The organism is Capnocytophaga sp. oral taxon 878 (assembly GCF_002999135.1).
Lineage (GTDB): Bacteria > Bacteroidota > Bacteroidia > Flavobacteriales > Flavobacteriaceae > Capnocytophaga.
Map to the genome: position 1 here is coordinate 2,439,093 of NZ_CP027229.1, position 17,078 is coordinate 2,456,170.

Consider the following 17,078-nt stretch of genomic DNA (forward strand, 5'->3'; position numbering starts at 1 on the left):
AAGGCGATACTGAGAAGTATCGCCTTTTAAATTATAAAATAGGTTATAGAATGAACTAAACTTTAATCGACTTTGATATCGGTGTTCACATTCTTACTACCTACTAAAGCATAGTATAATAAGAATAGAAGAGCAATAGCTATTACCCAGTAACTTTGCATATAGCCTACCACATCGGCTACAGCACCTTGTATAGCAGGTAATATACCACCACCGCATACCATAACCATAAAGATACCAGAAGCAGCAGCTGTATATTTACCTAAGCCTTCGGTAGCAAGGTTGAAAATACCACCCCACATTACTGAAGTACATAAACCGCAAAGGATAAGGAACATAATACCGATAGGCACTTCGGCAAAACCGAATGAAATATCTTTCTTGAATACTAGCATATTAACTTTTTGGTCTTCAGGCATTAACATAGCTGTGAAAACAAATATAAGTCCTAATACTGATACGAAAGCAAGCATTCCTTTACTAGAGAATTTGTGACCTAATGAACCACCTACCAAACGGCCTATAAGCATCAAGAACCAATAAGTACCAACTACAGAACCAACAATAGAAGCATCCATATTTAAGCCTTCTTTCATAAAGTTAAAAGCGATACTTTGTATTCCTACTTCGATACCTACATATAAGAAAATAGCAACAGCACCTAATTTAAAGTGGCGGAAAGAAAGAGCACTATGACTATCTTTAACACCTACTTCTTTTACCTGAACAGCTGTTTGAGGTTCGGGGATTTGAACTAAAGCTAGAACAATAAAAGCTAAAGCAAAAATTCCCATAGCTAAGTATAATGCAGGGTTGGCATCGGTTATTTGTGCTGAAGAGTTATCGCCAGCATTGGCAGCAGCCCCTATCAAGTAACCTACTAATACAGGTACAATGGTAGCCCCGATAGAGTTCACAACCCCACCGAATTGTAATAGCTGGTTGCCGCGCTTACCACCACCACCAAGGGTATTAAGCATTGGGTTAACAACTGCATTAAGCATACACATTGAGAAGCCTGCAACGAAAGCTCCTGTAAGGTATACAGCAAAACTATCTGCTATACCTGAAAAGAAAGTAATACATACCCCTACAAAGCCTACTACAATAGCTGCTAAAGCTGTTTTTTTGTAGCCAATGCGTTGTAGCATTAATCCTGCAGGGATACCCATAAAGGCATACGCAGCAAAATTGGCAAAATACCCTAATTGTGAAGCGAAGTTGCTTAGTCCAAATTGGGTTTTAGTAATGTTACCTAAAGGTGCTTGTAAGCCTGTTACGAATGATATCATAAAGAATAGGGCGAACATCATTGCAATAGGCAATACGTAACTCTTGTTTTGATTTTGGTGTTCCATTATTTTAATTATTATATTAATTGTTAGTTATTTATTTATTTCCTTTTCTGTTTGTGCCTTATCTTTTATCTAAGATGCGGCAAAGGTATGTAAAACCATTATTAAATGCAAAAAAAACGAAGACTTTTTTAAGTTTTATTTATGAATGGCAGTACTTTTCCTTTGATTTTCAAAGGTAAGGCTTTCTTTTCAATATTGTAAAATTTCACTCTTGAAGTGCGGATATACAATTTCCTATCCTCAATAAGGGCTTCTGTTTTAGCTGAAGGGTGTTTGCGCTTGAATAAAGAGTAAGGATAACCTTTGTTAAATTTTCCTTTTAGGGTAATAGTCTTTCCGTCACGTAATAGGCTGACTGAGATACTATCGCCAGCACGTTTTTTGGCAGTGTACATCATTGTAGCAAAGGGTGAGTTAATGGTATCTTGCTCCAAAGCTACAATAATATCGCCTTCTTTTATTCCTAAACGTTTAGCAGTAGCTGTATCGCTTTTAAAGAGTTCGACCTTTATTCCGCCAGTAGTCATATTTTGTTTTTTAATACCCAAATCGGCTTTGTTATTCCAGATGCGTGTGTTTTTGGCAGGAGAGTGCCACTGTTGGCGAGGAGCAAGAGTGTCAATCCCAGCTACAGTAAGCCAGCTTATAGTTTTGGGATTGGTAGAAGAGGTTTCCCATACAATATGAGTTAAGGTTTTTTTTGTATTGCTATTAATAAAATTAACTAAGGCTTCTTGTTCTTTATCCATATACTCCATAGTATGATTGCCTTGAGGAGAGTGAAAAACAACATTGGGGTTTATGCTTTTTAGTAATTCAATGGCAGGAGTTATTTGCTCCAGAGGATAAAGCATATCGGCAGTGGTATTGATAATGAAGAAAGGTTTTTGGTTCGTATTCTCTATAAAAAGCTCTTCTTCGCCTAACATATCGGCTACTTTCATATTACCATTTAGGGGAATGAAACCGGCAAAAGGCTCGGGGTTGGTCATAGCGAAGTAGTAAGTACCCGAACCCCCATCGGAAAAGCCCGAAAGGAAAATTTTATTCTCGTTTATAGCATACTGTTTTTTCACGGCTTCAATTTCACTCATTACCATTTCGGTACCTACACTATCAAACCAAGTAGCTCCTTTTTGCCCAAAGGGGAAGAGCAGGTAGGCATCGGCAGCATCGGCTAAAGCTATCATAGGAGAGCGTAGGGCGTACTTTTCGGGAGCAGCATTAATTTCGGGATTGGCAATAGCCCCGTGTAAAAAAATGATAAGAGGCTTTGCTTTGTTGGTGTTTGTTTTAGGAGTATAAACCACATAAGGGCGTTCTTTACCATCGGTACATTGCAGGGTGTAGGTTTTTACTTCACCACTTTGTGCCTTAACAAAAGGGCTAATTAGAAATAATAGAATGATAAATCTGTACATAGTTTTGTTTTCTATTTAATTCAACTTACTAGTTGAAAAGTTTAATAAAATCAAAAAGTAAAGGAAAAGGTTTGTATATTTGTAATTGGAAAAAGAAATCAACGCTTTGCAATTACAAAAATACGTCAAATTTTTATATTATAGATGATATTTTAAAAGGAATTACCTTTATGTAAATACAAAAAAGCTATTCAGCAAAAGGATAAGTATTAAAAATATTCTTTTTTACAGATGTTTATTTAGTGGTATTACTCAGGGCGTAATATATAAATGCATAAAAAACTATATTCATAAGCCAAAACACAAAGGTTATAGTAGATATTTTCAAAATTAATGGAATTGCCCTTTTCTTCATTTTTAAAACCATCTGATAAATATAAAAGATAGGATAAACAATAAAAGCTGTAAAGAAAACACAAAAACCCACTATCCTTACAATTGGATTAAAAATGAACTCTCTATTTATATGGAAGAGATTTTTGAATAACATCTCCCAAAATATAAATGGATTTATAAGTACACAAATTAAGCACCAAAAACTTAAAAACAAGCCCAATCTTTTCATTGTTTATTTCTGCTAAAATAACATACTTGATATTAGAATTTTGATAATTAGGTGAGGCAAACTCTATATCAGAAATCTAATCACTCATAAATACCACTTGCTATGGCAAAGGTTTGGGTATGAGCTCGTAAAATAGAGGTGAGTAGCGGCGAATAACCTCCTCCCATAGAACATTGTACAGGCAGGTTATACCGATAACACGTTTCAAAAACAAGGCGATCGCGTTCGGCGCAACCTTCTACCGTAAGGGATAACTTACCTAACTTATCGGTTGCCAGCACATCTACTCCTGCTTGATAAAACACAAAATCAGGTTGATGGGCTTCTATTAGCTGTGGTAAAACGTTGCGCAATATATCTAAATAGGTTTTATCATCTGTGCCATTGGGTAGGGCTATATCTTTATCCGATTGTTCCTTCTCAAAAGGGTAATTAGTTTGTGCGTGCATTGAAAAGGTGAAAACTTCGGGGGTATTTCTAAAAATTTCGGCAGTACCATTGCCTTGGTGTACATCTAAATCTACAATAAGCACCTTTTTTACTGCTGTGTGGTGTAGCAAATAAGCGGCAGCAATAGCTTGATCGTTAAGCATACAAAAGCCCTCGCCGCGGTTTGAAAAAGCGTGATGTGTACCTCCTGCTATATTAAAGGCGACTTCTCCCGTACGCAATGCCCACAAAGCCCCTTCTACAGTACCTTGTACTAAGGTAAGTTCGCGATCTACTAACTGCTGACATTGTACAAAGCCAATGGGTAGTGCTTCTTTATGTGAAAGTGTTAAGTGTAAGAAATTGTGTAAGTAAGGTTGCGTATGCACCAAAGCCGCTGTAGCTTGGGTAGCTTTTTTTGGGGTATGAAAGTTGGAGGCGGTTGCAATGCCTTCATAGAGGAGTTGCTGAGGCAAGAGGGCATACTTTTCCATAGGGAAGCGATGGTTTTCGGGTACTGGATGATTGTATAATGGATGATAGGCAATGTACATTAGATTAAGGATAAAATAATTTGTGCGTTTTGTAGTATTCGGGGATGTATTTACAGCCTTCTATGCAATTGCCTAAGGAATCTAACAGGAAGCAGGTATCGATAGTGGTTTCTTTGGTAGGAAAAATACGCATTGCATCATCTCCTAATAGGTTGATGACGTAAAAATCAATAGGGATAACGGTTTTTCTGTTGAAGTCGATAACGCCCTCTTTACCTTCTTTTACTACACGGATGTATTTAAGGTCGGAATCTTCCACTTCATCATAGATAAAAGGTATGATAACTTTGTTATTTTTATCGATATAGCCCCATTTACCATTTTTCTTTGCGGCACAATAGTCGTCGGTACCAAAATCATCTAATTCATCATACGCAAAGGGAATTATTACGGTACCTTTGGTGTTGATATAGCCCCATTTGCCGCCTTTCTTTACCAAACACAAAGTTGGAGAAAGCCATTTTCCTTGATAAAAAACTTCGGCTTCATCATAGATAAAGGGAAGTTCTTCTTCTGCATTTATGTTGATAAATCCCCACTTATCACCTTTTTTCACGGCTGCCATTGAGCCTGAGAATATTTTGGCGCCATCGTAGATAAAAGGAATAGCAACAGCTCCGTATTCGTCTAAATAGCCGTATTTACCGTCTTTTTTAGCCCAAAGCCAGCTGGAACCAAGGTATGACACCTTATTTTCTGTATCTTCATAAAGGGGCATGTCACTTTCTATATCTTCATATTCAACGGGAATAAGCACTTTGCCATTGTGGTCTGCCAAGCCAAATTTATGGTTTTTTCTTACTTTTACAGCGCTATTTCCGTAGATGGGTTCTACCCAATCATAATTAGCTTTCCAACTTTCAGAGGATATTGGTGGTACACCATTGGTTTTCTTATCAGTTGTGGGGGACTGACATCCGAGAAAAGTTAGAGATAAAAATAAGGAAAACAAGACTATATGTTTCATTTGCCAAAACAATTAATTGCGAGTCTAAGTGTAAATCCTTTGAAAACGGGATTTTCTTTAAAAGCAACAGCATAACCTATTTTAGCATCAACAAAATTGAAAACCGAAAGTCCTATATGAGGTTCTATAGCGTGGGTGTTGATAGATAAACCTCCACCTAAAAGGAGCGCACAAAATTCAGCACCTACTTCGGGGATGATTTGCACTTTTGAAGGCATATCGTTGTGAAAGCCTATATGCGTACCCCCATACAAGGATATCCCTCCTAAATCGGGTTTGGTATTTAGAGAAGCTCCGGCAAAAATTAGGTTATGAGAGCGATTGGTATGGGTATAGCCCATCCTTGCGCCCCAATAGCCAAAATCTTGAGCTACAACAGCACAGGGTGATAAAATAAATAGTAGGAGTAAGTATTTCATAGTAAATGGATGTGAATTAGAAATCAAATGGATGGGGCAGACGGTATCCCCTGAAACCTAAAAACTATCTCTTCTCATTCCAATAATAACTATCGGGGTAGATGCGTTTTCCAAATATATCGGTGCCTACACGCACTATAGTAGCACCTTCCTCGATAGCAGTTTCAAGATCGCCACTCATTCCCATTGAAAGCTCTTGGGGGTATACATTAGGTAGGTTAAGGGCAATAATATCCTGCTGGATGCGTTTGAGGAGCTGAAAGCAGGCACGTACCTTTTCGGTTTCAGCACTAAAGAGTCCGATAGTCATCAGTCCTTTGATATGGAGGGTAGACAGGGTTGCCACTTGCTTTACAAGCTCAAGCACTTCGGAAGGGTCGGCACCAAATTTACTTTCCTCATTAGAGGTGTTTACTTGGATAAAGATATCGAGTTCTTTGCCCTCACTAGTGAGGCGATTGTGGAGTTTTTGGGCTAAATCCCACCTATCGACAGACTCAACACAGCTTACTTCATAGCGTAATATTTCTTTAATTTTATTGGTTTGCAAGTGGCCTATAAAGTGGTTGGTGTGAGGAGTATCCTTTAAAGCCTCATACTTTTCTTTGAGTTCTTGTACTTTATTTTCGGCAATGAGGGTATTTCCTGCCTCAAGGGCTATTTTGATGCGTTCGGGAGTTACAGTTTTGGTGGCTAAGAGGAGTTTTACCTCTTCGGGATTGCGACCTACGCGCTGACAGGCAACTGCGATGCGTTCCTTAATATGCGCTATGTTCTCTAAAATATTTTCCATATAAAATGATTTGCCAAAGTGTTAGTTTTCTTTGTTTAAAGAAGCTAATATCTCTTTTCCTTTTTCAGTAAGGTAGTATTTTTGGTGCTTACTAGTGAGTTTATCAGGAAGTGTAAGGGCAACCAAGCCTTGCTCTATAGCAGGGACAAGATAATTTTTTCTGAAATAATCTCTATTTTTTAAGTTTAATTTATCTTGTATTTCTTCTCTATAAAGTACCCCTTCTAATACTTTTAATAAATCTCTTACTTGCATGGTACTTGCATGGTACTTGCATGGTATCTTGCGCGGTATCTTGCGCGGTGGCTCCTTCTTCTTGCTCTATAAGGGCTTGTAAATCTTCGTCTATAGGGAGAATGACCCTCAAGGTATTCTGCATAAGCTTAAACGCCTCGTTTTATAGTTATCTGATACAGATTGTAGAGGGGTTTATGGGGGCAAAGGTAGTAAACTATTATTAAATAACAATGAACAATTAGCAATTTTGTTGTGCTTACACGATTGCTAATTGTTCATTGCTAATTTGTGGGTGTGAACCTTTTATTTATCTAAGAGTTTTAGGTAGGTTCCGTAGCCTTCTTTTTCCATATTTTCTTTGGGTATGAACCTAAGTGAGGCGCTGTTAATACAGTAGCGCAGACCGCCTTTGTCCTTGGGTCCGTCGGTGAAGACGTGGCCGAGGTGGGCGTTACCTACCTTGCTGCGTACTTCGGTACGGGTCATATTATGAGAGCGATCGGTTTTTTCGGTGATGAGTTTCTTATCGATAGGCTTGGAGAAGCTAGGCCATCCGCAGCCTGATTCAAATTTATCGGTAGATATGAACAGGGGCTCGCCTGTTGTAATATCGACATAGATGCCCTCGCGAAACTCATTCCAATACTCATTGGCGAAAGGGCGCTCGGTAGCGCTTTCTTGGGTTACGGCATACTGCTCGGGGGTGAGCTGCTTGCGGAGTTCGGCTTGTGAGGGTTTTTGGTAGTTGCCTTTGGCTACTTTGGGTGTATTGGCCTGACGAGCCATTTCGAACAAGGCAGATGAAATGTGACAGTAACCACCTGGGTTTTTGTCTAAGTAGGCTTGGTGGTATTCTTCTGCTTTATAGAAATTATGCAAGGGGAGTACCTCGACTACTATGGGGCGGGTGTATTGGGTGGCGAGCTGTGCAATGGCTTTTTCGATAAGAGGTTTTTCGGAGGTGTTGGTATAGTAGATGCCTGTGCGGTACTGTGAGCCACGATCGTTACCTTGTTTGTTCACAGAGGTGGGATCAATGGTTTTGAAGTATAGGCTGAGGAGCTTGGTAAGATCGATAAGCTGGGGGGAGTAGGTTACTTTGACGGTTTCGGCAAAGCCTGTTTCGCCGGTTTTGACCTCATCATAAGTGGGGTTGGAGGTTTTGCCGTTGGCGTAGCCTACTTCGGTGGCTATTACGCCGTGTATTTGTTTGAAGAAGTGTTCGGTGCCCCAGAAGCATCCGCCAGCAAAATAGATGTTGGAGTTTTTTTGGTTGTTTGTTTGTGTCATTGTTTGAATAGTTTGTTCACTAGTAGCCTCGTTATTTTGAGAGGCAGGCCGTTGTGCGCAAGCAGTAAATAGGCTGCTGGCGAAAAGGGTGAATAAAAAGGTTTTCATTGTTTGTGTGATTGTTTTTAGCGATTAGTTTTTTAACAAAAGGTGCAAAATTCGTGCCAATTGTACTGATTTATTAAGAGGATTTTTTGTGTAGAATGTTAGAAGGGGTGAGGTAGTAAAAAGAGGCTGTGAAAAGATATGCGCTGAGTTTTGCAGATAAAGAAAATTAGGGCAAAAACGTTTTTTAACACACAAGATAAAACTTTAACTTAAATTTAACATAAGTAGCGTGTAAAATGCTTATTTTTGCGCCCTAAAAAGAAGAGACCGAAGAAACGGCTCGATAAAATAAGCTAAATACGTTGTTATAAACGAAAGGGAGATATGGTGATATATCTTTGGGTATTTGGCTTGATAGTACAGAAATATTTGCTTTTTATAAAGTCCTAACTTTTCAACTCTTTCATCTATTCTAATCTCATCGAAAAGTTGGGCAATTATGAGAAATGGCAGAGGGGCTTACCATCGCACACAAATGCTCCCCCCTCTGCTGATTTCTCTTTTTTTTAGGTAAGAGATAAGAGATAAGAATGGCTAATGCATAGCGTAATGCATTAGCCATTTTTTTGTTTTAGGGGTAGGCTGTGGGCTGTATGTAGGTGGCTACAAGATGATTATGCTGGGGGAGGGGCTTTTTTACCGAAAAAGTTGTTATCTTTGCGCTTTGAGAATAAACTTTTGAATTTACTTATGAAAAAGAATGCTTTTTTGATACTGCTGGTGGGGATGGTGCTGCTGGGGTATGTGTTGCCTTATAGGGAGGAGTACAATGCTTATTTTAACTTGGGGACGTTTATAGACTGGGGGATAGTGCTTATTTTTCTTCTGTATGGGCTGAAGCTGAACTTGCGTGAGGTGGTGAATGATATTAAGAACTGGAAGTTGCACCTCTTGGTACAGCTTGCGACCTTTGTGTTATTTCCTTTGCTAGTGCTTTTGTTCTACCCTCTTGCACGGGGTACTGCCTTTGGGGTATTATGGCTTTCGGTTTATTTTTTGGCGTGTTTGCCTTCGACGGTATCCTCATCGGTGGTGATGGTATCGATAGCGAAGGGGAATGTGCCTTCGGCTATATTTAATGCTTCGATTTCGGGGCTTATAGGTATTTTGGCTACGCCTATGCTGATGCAGCCTTTTTTGGAGGGTAATGCTGCTGGAGGGGCGAGTCAAGGGACTGTTATACAGCAGCTGTTGCTGAAGGTGCTGTTGCCTATAGTGCTAGGCTTGGCGCTGAATAGGTTTTGTAGAGGGTTTATTGAGCGTTATGGCAAGCTGATAGGGAAGTTTGACAGGCTTATTATTTTGCTTATAGTGTATGAAAGTTTTTCGGCGGCTTTTGTGAATAAGGTTTTTGGCAGTGTGCCGCTTATTACTTTTGTGATTATTGCGGGGGCTGTGGTGGGATTGTTTTTTGTGGTGTATGAGGTGCTGCGGTGGGCATCGGGGAGGCTTGGTTTTAACAGGAACGATACGATAACGGCTACTTTTTGTGGTTCGAAAAAATCATTGGTGCATGGTAGTTTGTTTATGATGGTGCTAGGGATACCGAGTGAGAATAAGGTGATGTTCTTGTTGCCGATTATGTTGTACCATAGTTTTCAGTTGTTTTATGTGAGTTGGCTTGCTAATAGGCTTGCTGGGAGTAGGAGATAGGAGATAGGGGTAGGAGATAGGGGGTAGGAGTTAGGAGATAGGAGATAGAAGAGGTGAGAATTAGTAGTTGAGAAAAATAGGGGGAAAATGGGGAAAGAGTGAGAATAATGTAAGGATTGGGGGATTTGGTTGCGGATTTGGCAAAAGGAAAGTTTAGGTACGGAAGGGTTGATTATCAGGGGTGTAACGCTTATAGTTCGTTTACAGTTCGTTTATCCTTCGTTATTCGTTCGTTTAAAGTAGGTAAGAGATAAAAGATAAGAGGTAGGAGGGTGGGGGCGGAAAAGGCTGATTATTAGGGAAGAGGGGTTAGGAGATAGGGGATAGTGTAGGGGTAGGTGATTTTTGCATTATTCGCAATTTAGGGGAATAGGAGGTAGGGGATAGGAAATAGATGGTGAGGCTGAAGGGATGGTGGATTTGGGGTAAAGACAGGGTAGTGTATGTTGCTAATTTGTTAAATTTTTGTACTTTTGCACCCGATAATAAAAAAGAAGAAAACTTATGGATACAATGCAAGAAACATGGCGCAGTAGATATGAAGAGTCGCAAATGTTCACTACTGATGGCCTTGCTGCGGCTAAGCGCAATGGCAAATGGGGTTTTGTAAATAGGAATGGGAAAGAAATATGTCAGTTTAAATATGATAGTGTGTTGCCTTTTATAGGAGGGGAGGCGCTTGTGCAAGTTGGTAAGTTTTGGGGCGCGATGAGTACATCGGGCAAGGAAATAGTGCCTGTGTACTATGATGAAATTTTCTACTTTCACGATGGATTGGCAAAGGTGAAGAAGGATGGAAAGTTTGGTTATGTGAACCGCAAAGGAGCGCTGGCCATACCACTGATGTATGAGAATGGGGAGAACTTTTCATCACTTACAGCAAGTGTTACCCTTGGGGGGAAAGCAGGGATAATTAATACCAAAGGGAAGGTTATAATTCCGTTTGAATATGATGAGGCAGCCTCGTTTAGTGGGGGTATAGCTGCGGTGAAAAGGGATGACCTGTGGGGTTTTATAAACAAGAAAAACGAGCTTGTAATACCTTATCAATACGAGGGAGTGGATTGGAATTTTGATGGGGTAGCCAAGGTGAAGAGCCAAGGTTTTTGGGGGATAATCACTAATGAAGGCAAAGAAGTGGTGCCGCCCTTATACGACGATGTACTTCCTTTTGAAAGTGGTTATGCTCCTGTAGAGAAGAATGGTAAATGGGGGATGGTGAATGCGCAAGGAACGCCCATTTGTGAAGCCATATATGATGATATATATCAATTTGATAAAAAAGGCATTTTGGCAGCAGTATGTAGAGATGATAAATGGGGGTATATTAACACAGAAGGAGCTGAGGTAATACCAACAGAATACGATGAAGTAGGGGAGTTTGTGAATGGCTTTGCCGCTGTGTGCAAGAATGACCTTTGGGGGTTTGTGAATAGAGAAGGTAAAGTAGTATTTGCCTTAGAATATGATGAGGTAGAGGATTTTCAAGATGAAAAATTTGCCTTGGCAGCTAAAGATGAAGAAGTATTTGTGCTGTTTAGCGATGGCAGGGTAGTGCCTTATAAAGAAATACAAGAGAATAACTATGAGAGTGAAAATTAAAAACTTATCGGGAAACCCGCTGCCTGAATACCAAACACAAGGAGCGGCAGGAGTAGACCTTAGAGCGAATTTGCTAGAAGAGGCGATTACTTTAGAGCCTTTGGAACGGTGTTTGATACCTACAGGATTATATATGGAGATTGAGGAAGGCTATGAAGCACAAGTGAGGCCACGTAGTGGTATGGCAATAAAATACGGGATTACAGTGATAAACAGTCCTGGTACTATTGACAGTGATTATAGGGGAGAGGTGAAGGTGCCAATAGTGAACCTATCGGTAGAGCCATTTACTATATCGCACGGGGAACGCATCGCGCAAATGGTATTTGCCAAGTATGAGAAAGCGACCTTTGAACAAGTGGAAGAGTTATCGGAAACAGAGAGAGGAGCAGGAGGCTTTGGGAGTACAGGGAAGTAATAAAGGAATGAAATATGAGTTACAAACTATCATTTGCGGAACGGGCAAAGTTGGCTATGGAGATACTATCCAAGCAGCCGCCAGTTACCTTAGAGGAAGCGAGAGAACAAGCACGCCGAGTAAAGGAGCGAAGCACTTCAAAAGTGAAGAAACAGCGCGCCTTAGCGAATGGGTAGAAGCAGAAGGGCTTTGGTACCCTGTAGATTTTTCATTGTTTGTATCGGAAGGAGCAGAACAAAAAGTCTATTTAAATGGAGAGAAAGAAGTATTAAAGCTAAATGATGCAATTTACTATACTTCATGGTTAGATTATTTTTATAATTTATTGCTGAATAACTATTTTTTTCCTGATACAGCGTATGAGTTAAAAGGCTTTTATAAAGATAAAGACACCCTATATGCGGTGGTGAAGCAAGATTTTATAAAGGAAGATGCACCTACTTCATTAGAAGAGGTAAGGGCATTTATGGAGCTTAATGGGTTTGAGAATATTAGAAATAATGACTATCATAATCCTGAATTAGGTATTATCTTGGAAGACCTTCACGAAGAGAAGGTTCTTACAAGGAAAGGAGCTTTATTCTTTATAGATACAGTATTTTATATAGAACCTTCTTTTTGGAATTAAGAGATATGAAGAGAATCATTTTGTTATTTGTAGTATTGCTGTTGGCAAGCTGTAAGACCAAGCAAGCAGTGGTAGAGCCTGCGGGCAAGGCAAGCATTGATAAGCATGCTAAAGAGATTATTATTCATCATTTGGAATCATCACCTACATTTAAAACCCTTAGCGGGAGTGTGCAGGTAAGTTATACCAATGGAGATAAGGAGCAGAGTATCCCTCTGACATTCCGAATGGAAAAGGATAGGGTTATATGGCTATCGGCGCCATTGGGAGTGGCTAAAGTGATGGCAACCCCTGAGAAAGCAGAATACTATAACCGCTTAGATAATTCTTTTTTTAGTGGTGATTTTAGTTACATCAGTAGTATGCTGGATATAGAAGTAGGTTTTAATGAATTACAAAATCTTCTGTTGGGGAATACTTTTTATCCTTTTTCATTTGAAAACGAGGGGATAATTACCTTGCTTAAAGAAGATAATAACTTGTACAATATACAGGTAGAAGATGAATCGCCAATACGGACTATTTATCGGTTTTTGCCAGACTCCTACCGTGTGCAAGCAACAGAGGTACGACACTTAGGTACGACACAACAAGCAATGGTTACTTATACCTATCAGCAGGTGGATAAGTTGCTTTTTCCCTTAACAGTTAAAATAAACACTACAGAAGGTGAACATAAGAGTGAGATTACTTTAGAGTTTAAAAACTTAAGTTTGGATAAAGAGTTGAGTTTTCCGTTTAAAATTCCATCAGGGATGAAAGAGATAACCGTTAAGAAGCAAGAATGAGGGTTTTATTAAAAATAGTATTTATATCATTGTTGTTGTTTCCTTGTTTGCTAACGGCACAAACAAAGCAGAAAGAGTTGGAACAGCGCAAGCGGGCATTGCTGGAACAGATAAAGCAGATGTCGGCACTGCGGCAACAACAGAGTCAGCAGCACCGCTCGACAGTACAGCAGATAGAAGCTGCTAATGAGAAAATATTGATGCGCACGCGACTGATACAGATAAACCAGCAACAGGCAAATCTTCTGACAAAAGAAATAGATGATAATGAAAAGCAGTTGCGTACTCTTAAGAAAGAGTTGGAGTTTCATAAGGAAGAGTATGCCAAGATTATAAGGCAGTCATACAAAAGTAGATCGGCAGAGAATAGGTTATTGTTTTTGCTGTCATCGGAGAGTTTTACACAAGCTTATAAACGATTGGCGTATATGAAACAATATGTGAACTATCGGAAAGAGCAGGTAGCCCTTATACAAACGAAAACTGAGAAGATAAAGAGCCTAAATGATACTTTACTAGTTCAGCGAGATGAGAAGAACAAAGTGCTTGCCGAGCAAAGGCAAGAGCAAGCAACCTTGCAGCAAGAAAAACGTGAACTGGAACAACTGGCAACTAATATACGTACAGTAGAGCGCAGTTATGAAAGCCAAATTAGAGAGAAACAAAAACAGGCTAATGCTATAGACCGAGAAATACAACGCTTGATACGCTTGGCTATTATTGAAGCAAATAAACGTAATAGTAAAGCAAATACTAGTACAGCAGCACAACCTTCAACTACTATTACTACTGATAGTAATACTGAGATTACTTTTGTGCTAACCCCTGAATCACGCCGAGTAGCTGATAGTTTTGAAGCTAATAAAGGCAACCTAATATGGCCTGTAGTGAAAGGGTATAAATCACAAGGTTTTGGTGTGTATTATGACCCTGTATATCCTGAACTTCAACATTATAACAATGGAGTGACTATAGCTACTGAAAAGGGAGCTGAAGCCCGTTGTGTGTTTGAAGGAGAAGTATCGGCTATACAATCAATACCAGGAAGTAACAAAGTAGTACAGGTACGGCATGGTAACTATATTACTATCTACTACAACCTTACTGATGTATATGTGAAAAAAGGCGATAAAGTGAAAGCTAAAGAGGCTTTAGGAAGGATATTTACGGATAGTCATGGTAAAACTGAAATGAAGTTCTTTTTATATAAGAATACCACAAGGCTAAACCCTGAATTTTGGATACATAAAATGTAGGCCATAAATACAATTACAAATGAACAGAGTTGTTATTACCGGAATGGGAATATATTCGTGCATAGGCACCACACTTGCCGAAGTACGCACATCACTATATGAAGGGAAATCAGGGATAATTTTTTCTCCTGAAAGAAAAGAATATGGTTACCGCTCGGCTCTTACAGGCTATGTGCCTACTCCTGATTTGAAAAGCCTATTAGGTAGGCGTGAGCGTATCTCGATGGGTCAAGAAAGTGAATTTGCTTATATGGCTACCCGTGAAGCTCTTGCCAATGCCTCTATTGATACTCATTATCTGCAAAAAAATGAAGTAGGAATACTTTTTGGCAATGATAGTGTAGCCGAATCAGTAATACTTACTAATGATAAAATACGTGAGAAGAAAGATACTACTTTAGTAGGCTCAGGAGCAGTATTTCGCACAATGAATTCTACAGTAACAATGAACCTCTCAACTCTCTTTGGACTTAGAGGTGTGAATATGAGCATCAGTGCAGCTTGTGCTAGTGGCTCACATGCTGTGGGATTAGCATATTTACTCATACAAAGTGGTATGCAAGACTGTATTATTTGTGGAGGTGCTCAAGAGGTGAATAAGTATAGTATGGGTAGCTTTGATGGCTTAGGGGTTTTCTCTATGCGTGAAGAAGCTCCTACCCAAGCTTCTCGCCCTTTTGATGCCGCTCGTGATGGCTTAGTCCCTAGCGGAGGCGCAGCAGCCTTGGTCTTAGAAAGCTATGAGTCGGCAATGCGCCGGGGGGTTACTCCCATAGCCGAGGTAGTAGGTTATGGTTTTTCTTCCAATGGGGGGCATATTTCTACTCCTAATGTAGATGGTCCTGCCCAAGCTATGGCACGTGCACTTCAAAATGCCCGCATGCAAGCTTCCGATATTGATTATATCAATGCCCATGCTACCTCCACCCCTATAGGTGATGCCAATGAGGCAAAAGCTATCCACCAAATATTTGGTAGCCAAACTCCTGTAAGTTCTACCAAAGCCCTCACAGGGCATGAGTGCTGGATGGCAGGAGCAAGTGAAATAGTATATGCTACCCTTATGATGCAACACAACTTCATAGCCCCTAATATCAACTTTGAAAATCCTGATGCAGATAGTCAAAAACTGCGCATTATAGCCGAGACTACCCAAATCTCTATCCGTGCTTTTTTAAGCAATTCTTTTGGCTTCGGAGGCACCAATTCGGCAATTATAGTTAAAAAGTAAGAGGTAAGAAATCTTGTGATTTCTTACCTCTTACTTTTTTAATCATATACCAGCTATAATAAGTTTAGCTCCTTTGCCCAAAACTAAAGGTCTTTTCCTATATCCCTTCTGTAGTAAGCCCCTTCAAATTTTATCTTCTCAATATTCTCGTATGAGTGTTTTAAAGCAGCTTTAAAATCCTTACCTAAAGAAGTTACAGCAAGTACCCTACCTCCAGCAGTTAGTAACTTGCCATCTTTTAGGGTAGTACCAGCATGATATACAGTACTTCCTATAGCCCTTTCAGTACCTGTAATAACCTTCCCTTTCTCATACTCCTCAGGATATCCCCCCGATACCATTACTACAGTAGTAGCACTCTGTGGGGTTACTTTCAGCTCTTGCGAAGCCAATGTACCATTATATAGTGATTGGAATAGTGGTATCAGGTCACTTTCTATACGTGGTAATACAGCTTCTGTTTCAGGGTCTCCCATACGCACATTATATTCTATCACATAAGGCTCTCCTTCTACTTTTATAAGCCCAATAAATACAAAACCCTTATATATAATACCTTCCTTATGTAATCCCTCAATAGTAGGTTTTACGATGCGTTCTTCTATCTTCTGCATAAAAGCTTCATCAGCAAAAGGAACTGGTGATACTGCTCCCATACCGCCGGTATTCAGTCCGGTATCTCCTTCTCCTATGCGTTTGTAGTCTTTAGCCGTAGGTAATATTTTGTATTGCTGCCCATCGGTAAGCACAAAGCAGCTTAGTTCAATACCTTTTAGAAACTCTTCTATTACCACCTTAGTGCTTGCTTGCCCAAATTTCTCTTCAATAAGCATCCGGCGTAATTCATCTTGGGCTTGGGTCAAATCTTCAAGAATTACCACCCCTTTACCCGCTGCCAATCCATCGGCTTTCAGTACATAAGGCGCTTTCATTGTGCTGAGGAAAGCGCACCCCTTTTCTACCGTTTCTTTAGTGAAACTTGCGTATTTAGCCGTAGGGATATTATGCCTTACCATAAACTCTTTAGCAAACTCTTTACTACCTTCTAGGGTAGCCCCTTGTTTTGAAGGTCCTATCACTTGCACGTGACTAAGTTCTTTATCGTTTGCAAAGAAATCATACACTCCTTGCACTAAGGGGTCTTCTGGCCCTACCACTACCATACTTATTTTTTTCTCAAGCACAAAGGCTTTTAGTGCTGCAAAGTCAGTAGGTGCAATAGCTACATTAGTAGCCACTGTATGAGTACCCCCGTTACCAGGAGCAATGTAAAGTGCCTCGCATAGCGGACTTTCGTGCAGTTTTACGGCAAAAGCGTGTTCGCGTCCGCCAGAGCCTAATATCAGTATATTCATTTAATC

The 17,078-nt window shown here is 39.9% G+C and carries 16 protein-coding genes; 7 read left to right on the forward strand and 9 right to left on the reverse strand.

The window, feature by feature from the left end:
• Positions 1 to 62 precede the first annotated feature (62 nt).
• The 8 genes from C4H12_RS11090 to msrB all read right to left on the reverse strand — a co-directional run bounded on the left by C4H12_RS11090 (position 63) and on the right by msrB (position 8,141).
• Positions 63 to 1,358 carry an MFS transporter gene (locus C4H12_RS11090; protein ID WP_106098979.1) on the reverse strand — a complete coding sequence of 432 codons (1,296 nt, stop codon included), beginning with the start codon at positions 1,356 to 1,358 and terminating at the stop codon, positions 63 to 65.
• A 128-nt stretch (positions 1,359 to 1,486) separates the two neighbouring features.
• Positions 1,487 to 2,779, reverse strand: coding sequence for a PDZ domain-containing protein (locus C4H12_RS11095; protein WP_106098980.1), 1,293 nt, complete (start codon positions 2,777 to 2,779; stop codon positions 1,487 to 1,489).
• A gap of 645 nt (positions 2,780 to 3,424) precedes the next feature.
• Complete coding sequence (locus tag C4H12_RS11105) at positions 3,425 to 4,327, reverse strand: histone deacetylase (RefSeq protein WP_106098982.1); 903 nt, start codon at positions 4,325 to 4,327, stop codon at positions 3,425 to 3,427.
• A 4-nt stretch (positions 4,328 to 4,331) separates the two neighbouring features.
• A complete protein-coding gene (locus tag C4H12_RS11110; RefSeq protein WP_106098983.1) occupies positions 4,332 to 5,294 on the reverse strand; it encodes a WG repeat-containing protein in 963 nt (320 codons plus the stop codon).
• Entirely contained in the window at positions 5,291 to 5,713 is a 423-nt protein-coding gene (locus tag C4H12_RS13910) for a hypothetical protein (protein WP_254424768.1), read from the reverse strand. Before C4H12_RS13910 ends, C4H12_RS11110 begins: the two co-directional genes overlap by 4 nt.
• Before the next feature lie 64 nt (positions 5,714 to 5,777).
• A complete protein-coding gene (locus tag C4H12_RS11120) occupies positions 5,778 to 6,506 on the reverse strand; it encodes a YggS family pyridoxal phosphate-dependent enzyme (protein WP_106098984.1) in 729 nt (242 codons plus the stop codon).
• A 21-nt stretch (positions 6,507 to 6,527) separates the two neighbouring features.
• Entirely contained in the window at positions 6,528 to 6,761 is a 234-nt protein-coding gene (locus C4H12_RS11125; RefSeq protein WP_106098985.1) for a Fic family protein, read from the reverse strand.
• Positions 6,762 to 7,046: 285 nt separating this feature from the next.
• The gene (gene msrB, locus C4H12_RS11130) at positions 7,047 to 8,141 is read right to left on the reverse strand and encodes a peptide-methionine (R)-S-oxide reductase MsrB (RefSeq protein WP_106098986.1); all 1,095 of its coding nucleotides are present in this window, start codon (positions 8,139 to 8,141) and stop codon (positions 7,047 to 7,049) included.
• Between the two features lie 690 nt (positions 8,142 to 8,831).
• Here msrB and C4H12_RS11135 point away from each other — a divergent pair.
• From C4H12_RS11135 to C4H12_RS11165, 7 genes are all read left to right on the forward strand, one after another.
• The gene (locus tag C4H12_RS11135; protein WP_106098987.1) at positions 8,832 to 9,794 is read left to right on the forward strand and encodes a bile acid:sodium symporter family protein; all 963 of its coding nucleotides are present in this window, start codon (positions 8,832 to 8,834) and stop codon (positions 9,792 to 9,794) included.
• A gap of 504 nt (positions 9,795 to 10,298) precedes the next feature.
• A complete protein-coding gene (locus C4H12_RS11140) occupies positions 10,299 to 11,396 on the forward strand; it encodes a WG repeat-containing protein (RefSeq protein WP_106098988.1) in 1,098 nt (365 codons plus the stop codon).
• Positions 11,380 to 11,814 carry a dUTP diphosphatase gene (gene dut / locus C4H12_RS11145; protein WP_106098989.1) on the forward strand — a complete coding sequence of 145 codons (435 nt, stop codon included), beginning with the start codon at positions 11,380 to 11,382 and terminating at the stop codon, positions 11,812 to 11,814. Before C4H12_RS11140 ends, dut begins: the two co-directional genes overlap by 17 nt.
• Positions 11,732 to 12,442 (forward strand): hypothetical protein, encoded by a 711-nt coding sequence (locus C4H12_RS11150; RefSeq protein ID WP_254424769.1) that lies wholly within the window; start codon positions 11,732 to 11,734, stop codon positions 12,440 to 12,442. Before dut ends, C4H12_RS11150 begins: the two co-directional genes overlap by 83 nt.
• A 5-nt stretch (positions 12,443 to 12,447) precedes the next feature.
• The gene (locus C4H12_RS11155; protein ID WP_106098991.1) at positions 12,448 to 13,230 is read left to right on the forward strand and encodes a DUF4292 domain-containing protein; all 783 of its coding nucleotides are present in this window, start codon (positions 12,448 to 12,450) and stop codon (positions 13,228 to 13,230) included.
• Positions 13,227 to 14,486, forward strand: coding sequence for a murein hydrolase activator EnvC (locus tag C4H12_RS11160; RefSeq protein ID WP_106098992.1), 1,260 nt, complete (start codon positions 13,227 to 13,229; stop codon positions 14,484 to 14,486). The genes C4H12_RS11155 and C4H12_RS11160 overlap by 4 nt, the downstream gene beginning before the upstream one ends.
• 19 nt (positions 14,487 to 14,505) lie before the next feature.
• A complete protein-coding gene (locus tag C4H12_RS11165; RefSeq protein ID WP_106098993.1) occupies positions 14,506 to 15,717 on the forward strand; it encodes a beta-ketoacyl synthase in 1,212 nt (403 codons plus the stop codon).
• 83 nt (positions 15,718 to 15,800) lie between these two features.
• On the opposite strand, the gene purD is transcribed toward C4H12_RS11165, so the two are convergent.
• Positions 15,801 to 17,072, reverse strand: coding sequence for a phosphoribosylamine--glycine ligase (purD, locus tag C4H12_RS11170; RefSeq protein ID WP_106098994.1), 1,272 nt, complete (start codon positions 17,070 to 17,072; stop codon positions 15,801 to 15,803).
• Positions 17,073 to 17,078 lie beyond the last annotated feature (6 nt).